The sequence below is a fragment of the Streptomyces sp. NPDC096013 genome, assembly GCF_044763565.1.
Taxonomy (GTDB): domain Bacteria; phylum Actinomycetota; class Actinomycetes; order Streptomycetales; family Streptomycetaceae; genus Streptomyces.
The window spans coordinates 71,441-84,865 of the sequence record NZ_JBIWGK010000025.1; the positions used below are offsets into that span (position 1 = coordinate 71,441).

Annotated in this window: 14 protein-coding genes and 1 pseudogene; 6 read left to right on the plus strand and 9 right to left on the minus strand. The window is 70.0% G+C overall.

Translation table 11 applies throughout. The features are described from left to right. Positions 1–53 precede the first annotated feature (53 nt). A complete protein-coding gene (locus tag ACIRB1_RS44095; RefSeq protein WP_403469623.1) occupies positions 54–383 on the plus strand; it encodes a non-heme iron oxygenase ferredoxin subunit in 330 nt (109 codons plus the stop codon). Continuing rightward, positions 380–1,003, plus strand: a complete 624-nt coding sequence (locus ACIRB1_RS44100; protein ID WP_403469624.1) for a TetR/AcrR family transcriptional regulator — start codon at positions 380–382, stop codon at positions 1,001–1,003. Before ACIRB1_RS44095 ends, ACIRB1_RS44100 begins: the two co-directional genes overlap by 4 nt. On the opposite strand, the gene ACIRB1_RS44105 is transcribed toward ACIRB1_RS44100, so the two are convergent. Next, the gene (locus ACIRB1_RS44105) at positions 998–1,435 is read right to left on the minus strand and encodes a hypothetical protein (protein WP_403469625.1); all 438 of its coding nucleotides are present in this window, start codon (positions 1,433–1,435) and stop codon (positions 998–1,000) included. The two genes, ACIRB1_RS44100 and ACIRB1_RS44105, sit on opposite strands and share 6 nt — an antisense overlap. A gap of 294 nt (positions 1,436–1,729) precedes the next feature. Next, positions 1,730–2,206: a hypothetical protein gene (locus tag ACIRB1_RS44110; RefSeq protein ID WP_403469626.1), complete on the minus strand. Its 477-nt coding sequence runs from the start codon at positions 2,204–2,206 to the stop codon at positions 1,730–1,732. Here ACIRB1_RS44110 and ACIRB1_RS44115 point away from each other — a divergent pair. Next, complete coding sequence (locus ACIRB1_RS44115) at positions 2,196–2,600, plus strand: hypothetical protein (protein WP_403469627.1); 405 nt, start codon at positions 2,196–2,198, stop codon at positions 2,598–2,600. The two genes, ACIRB1_RS44110 and ACIRB1_RS44115, sit on opposite strands and share 11 nt — an antisense overlap. 108 nt (positions 2,601–2,708) lie before the next feature. Here the strand turns inward: ACIRB1_RS44115 and ACIRB1_RS44120 are convergent, their stop codons facing one another. The 4 genes from ACIRB1_RS44120 to ACIRB1_RS44135 are packed head-to-tail and all read right to left on the minus strand — an operon-like array spanning position 2,709 to position 7,658. Continuing rightward, positions 2,709–3,749, minus strand: coding sequence for a DUF5914 domain-containing protein (locus ACIRB1_RS44120; RefSeq protein WP_403469628.1), 1,041 nt, complete (start codon positions 3,747–3,749; stop codon positions 2,709–2,711). Next, the gene (locus ACIRB1_RS44125; RefSeq protein ID WP_403469629.1) at positions 3,746–4,774 is read right to left on the minus strand and encodes a phytoene/squalene synthase family protein; all 1,029 of its coding nucleotides are present in this window, start codon (positions 4,772–4,774) and stop codon (positions 3,746–3,748) included. The genes ACIRB1_RS44120 and ACIRB1_RS44125 overlap by 4 nt, the downstream gene beginning before the upstream one ends. Next, positions 4,771–6,312, minus strand: coding sequence for a phytoene desaturase (locus tag ACIRB1_RS44130; protein WP_403469630.1), 1,542 nt, complete (start codon positions 6,310–6,312; stop codon positions 4,771–4,773). Before ACIRB1_RS44130 ends, ACIRB1_RS44125 begins: the two co-directional genes overlap by 4 nt. After that, positions 6,309–7,658 (minus strand): polyprenyl synthetase family protein, encoded by a 1,350-nt coding sequence (locus tag ACIRB1_RS44135; RefSeq protein ID WP_403469631.1) that lies wholly within the window; start codon positions 7,656–7,658, stop codon positions 6,309–6,311. Before ACIRB1_RS44135 ends, ACIRB1_RS44130 begins: the two co-directional genes overlap by 4 nt. 320 nt (positions 7,659–7,978) lie before the next feature. Between ACIRB1_RS44135 and ACIRB1_RS44140 the strand changes: the two genes are divergently transcribed. From ACIRB1_RS44140 to ACIRB1_RS44150, 3 genes are read left to right on the plus strand one after another with little or no spacing between them, the layout of a single operon-like run. Then, complete coding sequence (locus ACIRB1_RS44140; protein WP_403469632.1) at positions 7,979–9,172, plus strand: lycopene cyclase family protein; 1,194 nt, start codon at positions 7,979–7,981, stop codon at positions 9,170–9,172. A gap of 38 nt (positions 9,173–9,210) precedes the next feature. Further along, the gene (locus ACIRB1_RS44145) at positions 9,211–9,942 is read left to right on the plus strand and encodes a methyltransferase domain-containing protein (RefSeq protein WP_403469633.1); all 732 of its coding nucleotides are present in this window, start codon (positions 9,211–9,213) and stop codon (positions 9,940–9,942) included. Then, positions 9,939–11,498, plus strand: a complete 1,560-nt coding sequence (locus tag ACIRB1_RS44150; RefSeq protein ID WP_403469634.1) for an FAD-dependent oxidoreductase — start codon at positions 9,939–9,941, stop codon at positions 11,496–11,498. The genes ACIRB1_RS44145 and ACIRB1_RS44150 overlap by 4 nt, the downstream gene beginning before the upstream one ends. A gap of 305 nt (positions 11,499–11,803) precedes the next feature. Here the strand turns inward: ACIRB1_RS44150 and ACIRB1_RS44155 are convergent. The 3 genes and pseudogenes from ACIRB1_RS44155 to ACIRB1_RS44165 all read right to left on the minus strand — a co-directional run. After that, positions 11,804–12,235 (minus strand): annotated as a pseudogene (locus tag ACIRB1_RS44155) (transposase); the annotation flags it as partial. A gap of 26 nt (positions 12,236–12,261) precedes the next feature. Continuing rightward, positions 12,262–12,528: a transposase gene (locus ACIRB1_RS44160; RefSeq protein ID WP_403469635.1), complete on the minus strand. Its 267-nt coding sequence runs from the start codon at positions 12,526–12,528 to the stop codon at positions 12,262–12,264. Positions 12,529–13,204: 676 nt separating this feature from the next. Beyond that, positions 13,205–13,333, minus strand: a complete 129-nt coding sequence (locus ACIRB1_RS44165; RefSeq protein ID WP_403469636.1) for a hypothetical protein — start codon at positions 13,331–13,333, stop codon at positions 13,205–13,207. Positions 13,334–13,425 lie beyond the last annotated feature (92 nt).

Genomic DNA, 13,425 nt, shown 5'->3' on the forward strand with positions numbered 1-13,425 from the left:
CCGGTGCGTCTTCGTCGAGGCGATGGCCCCCCGTGATGCGTTCAAGGAGAGCGATGCCGAGCGACGGTTACACGTACCTGTGCGAGTTCGACGCACTGGAGGACGGCGTTCCCCGGCGCTTCGAGGTGGAGGGTGTGCCGCTCTCCGTCGTGCTCGCGGAGAAGCAGGCCTTCGCGATCCACGACGTGTGTTCGCACAGCGCCGTCTCACTCTCCGAGGGGGAGGTGGACGGGTGCACGGTCGAGTGCTGGCTGCACGGTTCACGCTTCGATCTGCGCACCGGTCACCCCCTCGACCCGCCGGCGACCCGCCCGGTTCCGGTGTACCCGGTGCAGATCGAGGACGGCTGCGTGTACGCGCTCGTACAGCGGAGGGAGCGGTGACGTGGACAGCCGATGACGGCGCCCCGGAGCGGGCCGACGCGGCCCGCAACCGTTCCCGGCTGCGGGAGGCGGCCGTCCGGCTGGTGGCCGAACAGGGCGCGGAACATGTGACCATGCACGAGGTCGCTCAGGCCGCCGGAGTGGGAAAAGGCACCCTGTTCCGCCGGTTCGGCGACCGTACTGGTCTCCTGCTGACCTTGTTGGCCGACACTGAGGCCGACTTCCGTGAGGCGTACACCTCGGGTCCGCCTCCGCTGGGGCCGGGAGCGCCGCCGGGGGAGCGGCTGACAGCGTTCGGTCGCGCTCTGATCGAGCGCATTGCCGACGAGGACGACCTGGGTGCCGCGCTGGCCCGCCAAGTCCCCCTCGACCGACGCCACTCTTCGCCCACCGGCCGGTCTTTCCACGATCACGTTGTGTCCCTCTTGCGGGAGGCGGGAATCGAAGCCGATCACGAGATGCTTGCCCACGCCATGCTGGTGTTCACGACCTTCGAGACCATGGACTACCTGCGCAACGAGTGTCAGGTCACCACCACACGTCTGCAGGCCACTTGGTCCGACCTGGTGCGGTTGGTGACCGGGGGTGCCGGAGGGCCGCCTCGCGCGTCGGAGTCATGACAGCAGGACACGCACAGCGGTTCCTGCGCTCATGGCGTCCGCCTCCCGGGAGTCGGAGGCGCTGCGGTGGATCACGACGTTCCCCAGATCACGGGACAGTTGTGCGACGAGGGCGGCGACATGGCCTTGCCAGTGCGCCGGGGCGGTCGGGGGAGCGACGACGATCAACTCCAGTACGTCCGCGGGGTGCGAGGCCGTACCGTCGACGACGGCACCTTTCAGCGCGAGGTAGTCCGGTACGGGGTGAAGGTGAGCCTGCGCCCGCTCGCGGACCATGTCGATGACGCGGTCTTGCAGGTCTGTCAGTTGACGCAGAGCCGCCCAGGCGATGTGCCCCGCGACGATGCATACGGCTTCCCCTTTGCGCCGTGGGGCGATCAGACCGAGCAGGCCGAGACGGAAAAGCGCCGCCTCCAGTTGTGTGGCTGTCACCGCGGAGTCTTTGGACAACGCGTCTAGTGTCAGCGGAGCGGCGGCATCGGCCGTGTGGTGAGCGACAAGTGCGGTGAGGAGCCGGCCGGATGTCCCGGGGAACAGGGCGGACAGTGGAGTCCGGAAGTTCATGGCGCCTCCGGGTGGTGCCGTGCGGTTCTGGACACGTGAAACGTTCCGCTTCTGCGAGGGGTTCGACCACGGGGGAGGGAGGGGGCTCGCCGGCCTCGCGGGGAGATGGCATCGACGGCGAAACCGACGAGAGGTGGATTGCGCGGACTGAGGCCCGCGTCGCTAGGCGCCGTAAGCCCGGTGGTCGGTGAGTTCCGTGACGGCCTCGCTGAACTCCTTGAGTACGTCGAGGAGTCCGGCCCTGCCCCACAGAGCCAGACCGAGAACGGTGACGCCTACGGCCGTCATGTGCACGGCACCCGGGAGGTCCCGGTCCGACAGTGCCCGCATCGTCAACTGGTCCCCGCGGGCCCAGGCCCGCGTGGCCTCCGCCATGGCGAGCTCGTAATGGGGCGGGGCCGCGGCGGCGACCTCGTCGGACCGCAGGACCAGATCGTCCAGCTTCCATCGTCTGCCGGTCAGCTCCATGATGCTGATGGTGGAGCGCAGCAAGCCGCTCAGGACGGCGTACACCTCCGTCCAACGAGCCGCGTCCAGACCGGCCAGCGCCTTCTCGACCGCGGTGGCGTCGCGGTCCGCGTAGCCCCGGACGACCTTCAGCGCGTAGTCGCTGGAGGTGTTGCGCGTTGTGTCGCTCATGTGGTGCACCGTACGGTCGCCCGGGCGCGGGGGAATCGGTCTCCCGGCGCAACATGCCTCGGAAGAAAGCAGTAGGACCGACGATCTTCATCGTGAGATCCGGGCCGCCGCCGCGTTGGCGAAGAAGCAGATCGACAGCCAGCTCGGCCTCGGCATCAAGGCCACGGTGCAGGCACTGCCGATGGTGGTTCCCCGAGGGGGTCGGCTGGTGGAGAGCGGCGACCGGTACGAGCCTTGCTGGCTGATCGATCCCGACGGAGCGACCATCGTGGCGGTCGCCCTCTACTTCCAGGAGTTGCTGGCGCCGGGGAAAACGCCGTCAACGGTTCGTTCCTACGGGATGGGTCTGCTGCGGCGGTGGCGGTTCCTGCAAGCCGTAGACCTTTCCTGGTAAGTGAGTACACGGCCCAAGTGACAGACCCGCGCACCATCCCCTGGCGCCCGCGCCGGGCGCTGTGGTGTTTGTGCCCAGCTCCCAGCCGCGAAGGGGCGGCGGAGCGCGTCAGCCAGGGAAGCGCCCCGTCGAGCGCAGTTCCCAACGGCGTTCTGCGTAGGCCAGGTCGTCGCGCCACAGTCGTCCGGCCGCTGCTCGCATCAGCGGTCTGAGTACGGGCGCGGTCGTGCGTACGGCGGCGAAACCGCGGCGCTCCGACACGGCCATGATCGTTTCGATGACAGCCGTCCGTGGCCTGCCGTGTCGGTCCGGGCCGAGGGGAGTGGCGTGGGTTTCCACGACGGATCCCCGCCCCTCGCCCTCCGTGATGTGCATGACGACCGTCCGCGGTTCTGGCGCGGTGAACACGGCTCGCACGGGGACGACGAGCCGTCCGGCGACCTTGAAAGAGACGTCAACGGCGAAGCTGTCGTCGTCCTGTGCTTCTTGTGCTTCCTGTGTGTCCGCCGTCGCGGCGTCCGGTACGTCGAGCACCGTCAGATCCACGAACGAGTACGGGTGGAACCAGGCGCCGTGCCACGGGTCCAGCCGGTTCGCGACGATGTCTTCCGGTTCGCAGGTCCCCACGCCTTGGTAGACCGCCGAAACGGCGTCCGAAGGGTTGGGCCTCACCGGGACCATGGGCGCGCTCGACGGCGCTTCACCGCCGACCTCGTCGAGTCGGACCCACACCAGGACACCGTCGTCGTGGACCGGGAGTGGTTCCCACCCTGCGAAGGCGGCCCCCTCAAGGGCGAGTCCGTGCCAATGGCACACGAGCGTGCCGCAGTGCACGGGGCTGTTGCGGAGCGGGGCACCGAGGTGGGGACACACTCCGGGCCCGGCGACCAGCAGGCCCTCGGCGTTCCGCCAGACGACGACCTCCTGGCCGGCGACCGTGAGGGCCAGGGGACGGTCGTCCCGGATGTCGCGGGTGGCGCCCACGACGTACCAGTTGCCCGACGGCCTGGCCTGAGCCCGCTTCAGCGCCTGGGCGATCACGTTCGGCCGTGCCTCGCGCCAGGTCGGTCGCTGCCGTGCCCAGGGCACCGGGCGCCGGCGCAGAGACAGCGGAAGGCGTCCGCTCCGGGCCGGTCGATCGGCAGTCACGCGATCTCCTTCTGCGCCTGGGACGTGGACTCTCGCTGCTCGGAACGCAGGCGGTCCTGAGCACGGACCGCGAAGGGACCAGTCCCCGCACGCGATGTCGCCCGGGCCGCCATCACGCGCATCAGGCCGTCGAGCGCGACGGCCGCGCGGCGCGGACGGGGCACTGCGGAGCGTCGGTGCAGGACGGCGTATCCGTCCTCCGCGATCGCGTCCAGGATCCCTCCGTACAGGACGAACGCTGTCCGGATGCACGGACGGGACACCGGGTCGAGCATCGCGAGGCCGCGCACGGCCTCGCGGTAGACGGCGCGGGTGAGGTGCTCGAAGGCTCTCAACGCCTCGACGATACGCGGGTCGCTGCGGCCGGTCTTCCTGCTCCACAGCAGGAACTCCCGGTCGACGCCGTGGACTTGGAGCAGGTCCGCAGGCAGGTACACCCGGCCGCGGTCCAGGTCCTCGCCCACGTCCCGGAGGAAGTTCGTCATCTGGAACGCGACTCCCAGGGCGGCCGCGGAAGGTGCCGCCTCCTCACGGGGTACCACCGTGCCGAGAACTGGAAGCATCTGCAGCCCGATGACTGCGGCGGAGCCGTGCATGTACGTCTGAAGGTCGTCAAGGGTCGGGTAGTCGGTGACATGGAGATCACTGCGCATGGACGTCATGAAGTCACTGAAGTGCCGGTGGTCGATGTCGTAGCGCTGGGCCGTGTCGGCGAGCGCCAGGACGACTGGATCAGTGCACTTCTTCCTGTCGAGCAGCCCGCGCTCGAGGTCCGACTGGAGATCGGCGAGGTCCCTCGACCGGCTGCCCGTGTCGAGGGGCGCGGCCAGGGAGTCGACGATGTCGTCGGCCCAGCGGGCGAAGCCGTACAGAGCGTGGACGGCCGGCCGGCGTTCGACCGGCAGGAGACGGGTGGCGAGGAAGTACGTCTTGCCGTGACGGGCGTTGAGGCTGCGGCAGCGGCTGTAGGCGTCCCGCAGGGCGGGGTCGGTGATGCCCGCCGCGTCGAGTTCACGGTTGGTCATACGAGGGCGCCTTTGCTGGTGGCCGACGAATTGCGTCCGCTGCGGGGCGGCCGGCTGGTGAGCCCGGTGACGCGGGCGGCGGCGAGCTTGCCGGACAGCAGGACCGTGGGTACGCCGACACCCGGGGTGGTGCCGCATCCCGCGAGCACGGCGTTCTCGGTGCCGCGGACCAGGTTCCGGGGGCGGAACGGCCCCGTCTGCGCGAAGGTGTGAGCCGCGGAGAAGGGCGTGCCTGCCGCGTGTCCCTGGGCCTGCCAGTCGGCGGGCGTCACCAGGCACTCTTCTTCGATGGCCGAGCCGATGCCGTCCAGGCCGCGCTGATCCAGTTCCTTCAGGATGCTCTCGCGGTAGCGCGGTGCCAGGTCACCCCACTCTGCCGCGTCCGGGCCGATGTCCGTGTTCGGGCAGGGCGCGAGGATGTAGTGCAGGTGGCGGCCGGGCGGTGCGAGACCGGGATCCGTGGCGGTGGGCCGCGTGATGAGCAGGGACGGATCGCTCATCAGGTCGCCGGTTCGGGTCAGTTCCTCGAACGTGCGGCTCCACTTGGCGCCGAACGACAATGTGTGGTGGGCGAGGCCGGACCAGGTGCGGTCGGTGCCGGCGTGCAGGACGACGGCCGACGGCGAGTGCCGGATGCGGACCGGGCGTCGGGGCGTGTGGCCGAGGAGCCGGTAGGAGACGGGCAGGTCCGGGGTGAGGACCACGGCGTCGCAGGGAATGCGGTCGTCGGCGGTCACGACAGCGGTGACCCGGTCGCCGGAGCGCTCCAGCCGTTTGACGTCCTGCCCGAAGCGAAGGGTGGCCCCTGCTTGGGCCGCGGCGTCGGCCATGGCCTGGGGGAGGGCGTGCATGCCACCGCGTGGGAAGTACACGCCGGCGACGGTGTCCATGTAGGCGATGACGGCATAGGCGGCCAGGGCCCGCGCCGGCGGAACACCTGCGTAGAGGGCCTGGAACGAAAACACCCGGCGCAGCCGCTCGTCGCGCAGATAGTGGCCGATGCGCCGGTCCATGGTGCCGAATCCCCCGAGGGCCGCGAGCCGGGCCAGGTCGGGGGTCAGAAGCTGGAGAGGGGAGTCGAAGTTGGCGTCGATGAAGTGACGCATCTGGGCCCGGTACAACCGCTCGAGCCAGCTGCGCAGCCGCCGGTAGCCTCCGGCCTCATCGGCTCCCGCGAAGCGTTCGACCTCCGCTTCCATGGCCTCGGCGTCGGTGTGCACGTCGAGGGCGCTGCCGTCGGCGAACCGGGCCCGGTAGGCGGGGTGGAGGGGGAGGAGCTCGACGCGCTGGTGGAGGCTGTCGCCGACCGCGGCGAACGCCTCGTCCGCGAGGTCGGGCATGGTCAGCACGGTGGGACCGGTGTCCATCCGGTACCCGCCCCGCACCAGACGTCCTGCGCGGCCGCCGGGAAGTGCTTCGCGTTCGACGACGGTGACGCGGCGGCCGGCACCCAGGAGGTGGAGGGCCGCGGAAAGCCCGGAGAGCCCGGAGCCGACGACCACGACGTGATCTGTGGGGCCAGGAATTTTCTTGGTCATCGGGTGGCCTCCTCGGGGCCCGCGCTGATCAGCAGGTCTGCGGACGCGTCGTCCTGGAATCCCAGGGAGCCCGACCGCCGTGGCCGGGCCGGCAGTGGGGCCGCGGCCGAGCGCAGGAGGGCGCGCAGGGGGTGAAATCCATCTGGTTCGAACACGGCGCCGTCCAGGTGGCGCATGCCCTGGGCGACCAGCCGGTCGATCTTGGCCTCGACCGTCGCGTGCGCGCCGGTGGAGTCAAGGACCTCTCGCACTTCGGCGAGGCCCGGCTCGGACAGGTCCGCGCGGCCAACGGAGCTGTCCAGTACCGCCAGTGCTGTACGGTCGCCGACCGCTTCGGCCCTGGCACGTGCCAGGGCGATCAGGTAGGTCGGTTTACCCGAGCGGATGTCGTCGCCCGAGGGCTTACCGGTGGCTTCGGGGGTGCCGAAGATGCCCTGGAGGTCGTCGCGCAACTGGAAGGCGATGCCGACGCACCGGCCCGCCGAGCAGAGAGCCGCGGTTTTCGCGTCGTCCGCCCCGGCGAGGGCGGCACCGAGAGCCAACGGCCGTTCCACCGAGTACAGCGCGGTCTTGAGACAGGCGGAACGGATCGCGCGAGCCAGCGAGAGCGACGAGGTGGTCTGGCCCTGGATGTCCAAGTATTGCCCGGCCACCATTTCCATCCGCATCGAGCTCCACAGGCCGCGCACCCTGAGAGCAGGGTCCGGAGCGAGGGGGGTATCGGCTATCACGTCGTCCGCCCACGCCAGGGCGAGGTCACCGGCAAGGACGGCCGCCGCTTCACCGAAGCGTCCCGTCCGGGATGCGGTGCCCGCGTCGGCGTACTGGGCCTGCACGTCCGCGTGCAGGGCAGGCCGGCCGCGGCGGATCGTAGAACCGTCCATGATGTCGTCGTGGACGAGCGCGCACGTCTGGATCAGCTCCAGGGCGGCACCGATCCGAAGAGCGGCGTTCGCGTCGCCGCCCCGTCCACCGCACGCGACCAGCGCCCACCAGACGAACTGGGACCGGGTCCGCTTGCCACCGTCCAGGGTGAAGCGGGCGACCCGATCCGCGAGGTCGTGGGCGAATACCGGGTCGAGAGCAGATGCTCGCGCGGTCAGATCTCCCAGGAGGTCATCGAGAACGCGTCCCACCGCCCCGGGGACGTCACGGCCGACGGCGCGGAGATCGAGGTGGTCAGCCGGTGAGGGTGCGGGCATGACGCACCCCGTGCGTGCGTCGAGGAACTCCGCGCGGTCGTCGGTGCGCGCGTGGTCGGCAACGGTGTTGGTCTGCCGGGTGGCGCCGTGCGGACCGGACATTCCGCCGACCGCCCGGTAGGCCTGCGCCTTGCGGGGGAGCATCCCGGTTCCTTTCGCCGTGGTGAGGAACGACTTCTGTCTGAATGCATTCCGCAGCGGCCGGGGGCTCGGATGCGCCATCCGATGGAAAGGGCCGCGGCGGCCTGACACGTCACACGAAAGGCGTGACACCGAAGGGCTCCACACGATGTGTCTGGATGCCGGGCTGAGGGGCCGTCAGCCCGAAGCTTCAGGTCGAGCGCTTTCCCCTCTGGCCCTGCCGGTCCGTTCCCGGACGCGCAGCCCAGCCTGCATCCGGAAGGGACCCGGATCAGGAATGCTTGCGAGACCGTGCATGGTGCCCGCGCAGGGAAGGAGAGCAGGTGCTCGAGGCGGACGTTGCGATCGTGGGGGCGGGGGCTGCCGGACTGTCCCTGGCGCACCGGCTCTCACGGCCCCAGCCCGGGAGCCGCACAGTCTCGGTGCTCCTGATCGACGCTCCCCCCGGACCACTGCGGCCGCCGAGTCGCACGTGGTGCTTCTGGGAGCAGGACCACGGACCGTACGACCACGTTCTGATCGCGGCATGGCAGACGCTGCGCGTACGTCCTCCACACGGGCCGGCCATCGCCGACGACATCGCGCCACTGCGGTACAAGATGATCCGCTCGGAAGACTTCGAGAAGCTCGTCCACCGTGACTTGGCGCAGAGTGAGCACGTCCGATGCGTAGAGGCGACCGCCGAGACCGTGGAAAGCGTCAGCGACGGAGCCCTCGTCCACATCCGCACCGCCGACGGTCGCCCACACTCCGTCCGGGCCCGCTGGGTCTTCGACTCCCGCCCCCTCGGCAGCCTCCCGGCGGCCCGCACGACCCTGCTCCAGCACTTCCACGGCTGGTTCATCCGCTCCGACCGGCCGCAGTTCGACCCCGACACGGTCGAGCTCATGGACTTCAGAACCCCCCAGCCGGCGCACGGACTGTCCTTCGGCTACCTCCTGCCCATCGAGCGGAACCAGGCCCTGGTGGAGTACACGGAGTTCTCGTCCACCCTTCTCACACGACCGGCCTACGAGTCCGCGCTGCGGCACTACACCACGGACGTCCTCGGCCTGCGCGACATCGACATCGTGGACACCGAGACGGGAGTGATCCCCATGACAGACGCGCGGTTCGCCCGAGAGACCGCGCCGTCGGTGTTCCGCATCGGTGCCGCCGGAGGCGCGACCCGTCCCTCCACGGGCTACACCTTCGCCGCCGCACAACGCCAGGCCCGCGCCATCGCCGACGCGCTCGGAGAAGGGAGGCGACCACTGCCGCCTCCCGCCCACTCGGCCCGCTCCCGCGCCATGGACGCCGTCATGCTGCGAGCCCTGGACAGCGGACGCGTCGACGGCGCGGCCTTCTTCTCCCGCCTCTTCTCCCAGGTCCCCATGAAGCGGCTTCTGCGCTTCCTCGACGGTCGCACCCATCTCCACGAAGACATCGCCGTAGGAGTGCGCACCCCCGTCCTGCCCATGCTCACATCCGCGGCAGAACTCCTGTACCTGCCCCGCCGCCCCTTTCCCCGGCCATGACCGTCCCGCGGACGTGGTCCGCTGTTCAAGGAGACTCGATGACCCTGCTGCGCGACGAGGACCTGGCCGCGGCGTTCGACCACGCTGCTCGCAGCTACGACGTCCTGACAGCCGCCAACCCCGGCTATCACGCGCACCTGCGCCGCTCGGTACGCCGGCTCGGCCTGCACAACGGGGGCCGCGGACTGCGCGTACTGGACCTGGGCTGCGGAACGGGTGCCTCGACAGCCGCACTCGCAGCCCTGCTGCCCGAGGCGCGCATCACCGCGGTGGACGCCTCCGCCGGCATGCTGCAGCAAGCGGCCGCCAAACACTGGCCCAGCAACGTCACCTTCGTACACGCTCCCGCGGAGCGCCTCGCGGAGAGTGGCATCGACGCTCCCTTCGACGCGGTGTTCGCCGCCTATCTCTTCCGCAACGCGGCCGACCCCGACGGCGTACTGGCGACGGTGCACGACCTTCTCGTGCCGCACGGACGGTTGGCGGTGCACGAGTACACCCTCAGCGGCCGGCCCGCCCACCGCGCGATGTGGACCGCGGTGTGCGGCGGCATCGTGCTGCCCGTGGCCACCGCGCTCGGAGACGGTCGGCTGTACCGCCATCTGTGGCGCAGCGTGGTGGAGTTCGACACGGCCGACCAGTTCGCCGGCCGGGTGAGGGCTGCCGGGTTCGACCTCGTGCGCACCCTGCCCCTGCCAGGGTGGCAGGCCGGGATCACCCACACCTTCGTCGCCCGTCGAGCGCTCGCCGCCGTGGCAGGTGACCAGTGAAGGCCGGGCCGGCGCGAGGGGCGGCCCGTCGGGGCAGGGACAGGCAAGCCCGTGTCCTGACGCCGAAGCCCGGAGCCCTGCGGTTCGACGGCACCACCCCGCCGACGACGGCTGTGGTGGGCGGCGGCGTCGCCGGACTCGCAGCCGCGACCGCCCTCGCCGAACGGGGAGTGCGCGTCACGCTCTACGAGCGCGAACCGGCCCTCGGGGGACGCCTCGCCGGATGGCGGGTCGATCTGCTTGACGGCACGACGGCCACGATGAGCCGCGGCTTCCACGCCTTCTTTCGCCAGTACTACAACCTGCGCGGGCTGCTGCGCCGGACAGACCCCGGACTGCACCGCCTGACCGGGCTCGCCGACTATCCGCTCCTCCACAGCAGCGGACTGCAGGACAGCTTCCGGCACGTCCCACGGACCCCGCCGCTGAGCGCGCTCGGATTCGCCGCTCTGAGCCCCACCTTCCGCATCCGCGACCTGGCCCGGATGAACCCGTCAGCAGCCCTGCCCATGCTCGATGTCCGGGTGCCCGACGTCTATGCGCGCTTCGACCACGTCAGCGCCCACGACTTCCTGGAGTCGATCGGGTTCCCGCAGGCGGCGCACCACCTCGCGTTCGAGGTCTTCTCCCGCAGCTTCTTCGCCGACCCCCGCGAACTGTCCGCCGCCGAGATGCTGTTGATGTTCCACATCTACTTCCTCGGTTCCTCGGAAGGACTGCTCTTCGACGTCCCCGACGAGCCGTTCCCCTCAGCTCTGTGGGACCCTCTCGGCCGCTACCTTCAGGGCCATGGCGTCGCCCTCCGCACGTCCACCGCCGTGGAGAACATCACTCCCACGAGGGATGGAGGCTTCGTCGTGGCCACGGCCGAAGACGTGGTTCGGCACGACACGACCGTGCTCGCCCTGGACACGGCGGGACTGCGATCCGTCGTCGAGCGATCCCCTGAACTCGCCGACGGCCCCTGGCGCGACCGGGTGGCCCGCCTGCGCAACGCCCCTCCCTTTCTCGTGTCGCGACTCTGGCTCGACACACCCGTCGAACGCGACCGGCAGGGCTTCCTCGGCACCAGCGGTTTCGGCGGCCTCGACAACGTCAGTGTCCTGGAACGCTGGGAGGGTGAGGCGGCTCGATGGGCGGCGCGCACGGGCGGATCCGTGGTGGAACTCCATGCCTACTCCCTGACGGAAGGCCTGGACCGTGACGTGGAGCAGAAGCGCCTGCTCGAGCAGTTGCACACGGTCTATCCGGAGACGCGTGCTGCCGGGATCGTCGACGAGCGGCACGAATGGCGCTCCGACTGCCCGCTGTTCCCGGTCGGCGGATACGACGACCGGCCCGCCGTCCGCACCTGCGATCCGTGCCTCGTGGTCGCCGGTGACCTGGTCCGCACCGAACTGCCGGTGGCGCTGATGGAGCGCGCGGCGACCAGTGGATTCATGGCCGCCAACGCTCTGCTCGAACGATGGGGGCTCAGGGGCCAGACGCTGTGGACCGTGCCCGACCGCGGGCGCACAGCGGCTCTTCGGGGTCTGGCGCACTGGGGTGCGCTGTAGCCGGACCAGGCTGATCCCCAGTATTGCCTGGTCAGGTTGATATGAGTGTGGGTATGTCGCGGTGGCAGGCGGGGCAGGCGCTGGTCCAGAGGGTGAGGAGTGTCTGTAGCTCGCGGACGACTTTGCAGAGAGTTCAGGCCAGTGCTGCGTCTTTTGGGGGCCAGGCCAGTCGTTGCAGGGTGCAGAAGGCGTGCGCGACGGGGACGAGGGTGACGTGGTGGTGCCATCCGTTGAAGGCGCGGCCCATACTTCGCCACCGGCGGGCGTCCCGTCCCGGAGTACGGCTGGGCCATCGGCACCGCGTCGGCGGGCTGGGCGCAGAGCGTGGTGGAGATCCCCACCACGTAGTTCAGGCCGCGCTCCTGCAGTCCGTGCCGGAAGGCGGCGGCGTCGCCGTATCCGGCGTCCGCGATGGCCAGCGGCACCTCGATGCCCCAGGAGCGGGTCTCATCGAGCATGTCCAGAGCCAGCTGCCATTTCTCCACATGCCCGACATCGTCCGGGATGCCGCAGGCGGTGCGACGGGCGACCTTGTCCGCATCGGCCTTCGGCGAGGCGGGATCCCAGGTCTGGGGCAGGAACAGTCGCCAGTTGACGGCCGCGGAGGCGTGGTCGGACGCGAGATGGGGCGAGACGTCGACCTGGCAGTTGGTGACCTTGCCCGCGGTGCCGGTGTACTGCCGCGACACACACGCCGAGGCGCTCCCGCCTTTGAGGAACCCTGTGTCGTCGAACACGAATGCGTTGGGCCCGATCGCCTCCTCTATCCGCCAGGCGAGCTGGGCTGGGCCCGGAAGTGCGCCGGGTCCCAGGGGCTGGTGGTGATGAAGTTGGTCGGCGCCTGGCGATTTCCGTCCTTCCCGAGCCCGGCGGCCATCGGCTCGACCGACTTACGCTGCCCGTCGGTCAGAAGCCCTCGTAGATATACCTGCCCCCATCGGCGCTGATCCCTGCGCGCGAACGGCTCGAACACCTCCGCCGCGAACGCCTCCAACTCACCACGCACCGCAGCCATCTCGTCCGGAGTCACACACTTTCAACGTCACACCGGACCCGCAGGACGCGCACCACCCCAGCCGACCTGACCAAGCTCTACCAGGGTCCTCGTTATTCAGCTCGCTGCGAGCAGGACAGGTCCGCAACCCCCCTGCCGTGGTCGCTACGCAGGTGACCGCGCCGATCACCACCGCAGCAGCCGCCACGGCCGCGATCACCGGGTGCGGCTGGACGACGTCGTAGGCATTTCTGGCGTAGTGAGTTGGAGGTGGCCTTGGCTGAGGCGTCGTCTCCTTCGTGGACACAACGTGTTCGGGCTGGGCGTAACCTCGCTTCCTTCACCGATGTTCCTGAGGCTGCGGACGTGCTGGTGGTGCCGCTGCTGGATGCAGAGGACGCGGCGGTGACGCGACAGACCTCGGAGGCCTTGGCCCGAATCGGGACAGTGGCCGCCGTGAAGTTGTCGCCCTCGCAGTTGTCGAGGCTGACGGCAACCAGGCTGACTGGCTGCAGGCCGGGGTGCACGACGCGCTCGTGGGACCGGGCCGTGTGCCGTACGTTGCAACGGCCTGCAAAAATGTCGGTCAGGTCCAGGAAGTTGCTGTCCGGCGTCGGCCCGCAGGCAGACCGCATGCTCATCGGGGCGGTCTTGGCGAGAGTGTTCTCGGAGACGACGTGCACGCGTACTCCTGGGTGTCGACCTTCCCGTCCTAGGGAATGGTGCGCAGGGCGTCGCGCCATGGGAGTTCGGCGAGGGCGTCCGCCACCCTGCGCGCGTCGGCATGGGCCATGCGGGCCGCTGCGGTGCAGCCCGACAACCGGGCTTGGTGCCAGTGCATTTGTTGCTCGGCGTGGCACTGCCGAGAGCTGGTGACGGCCTTGGCGTTGTCACCGATGCCCGAGCGCGGTGGCGGGGCCGGGAAGCAGGGCC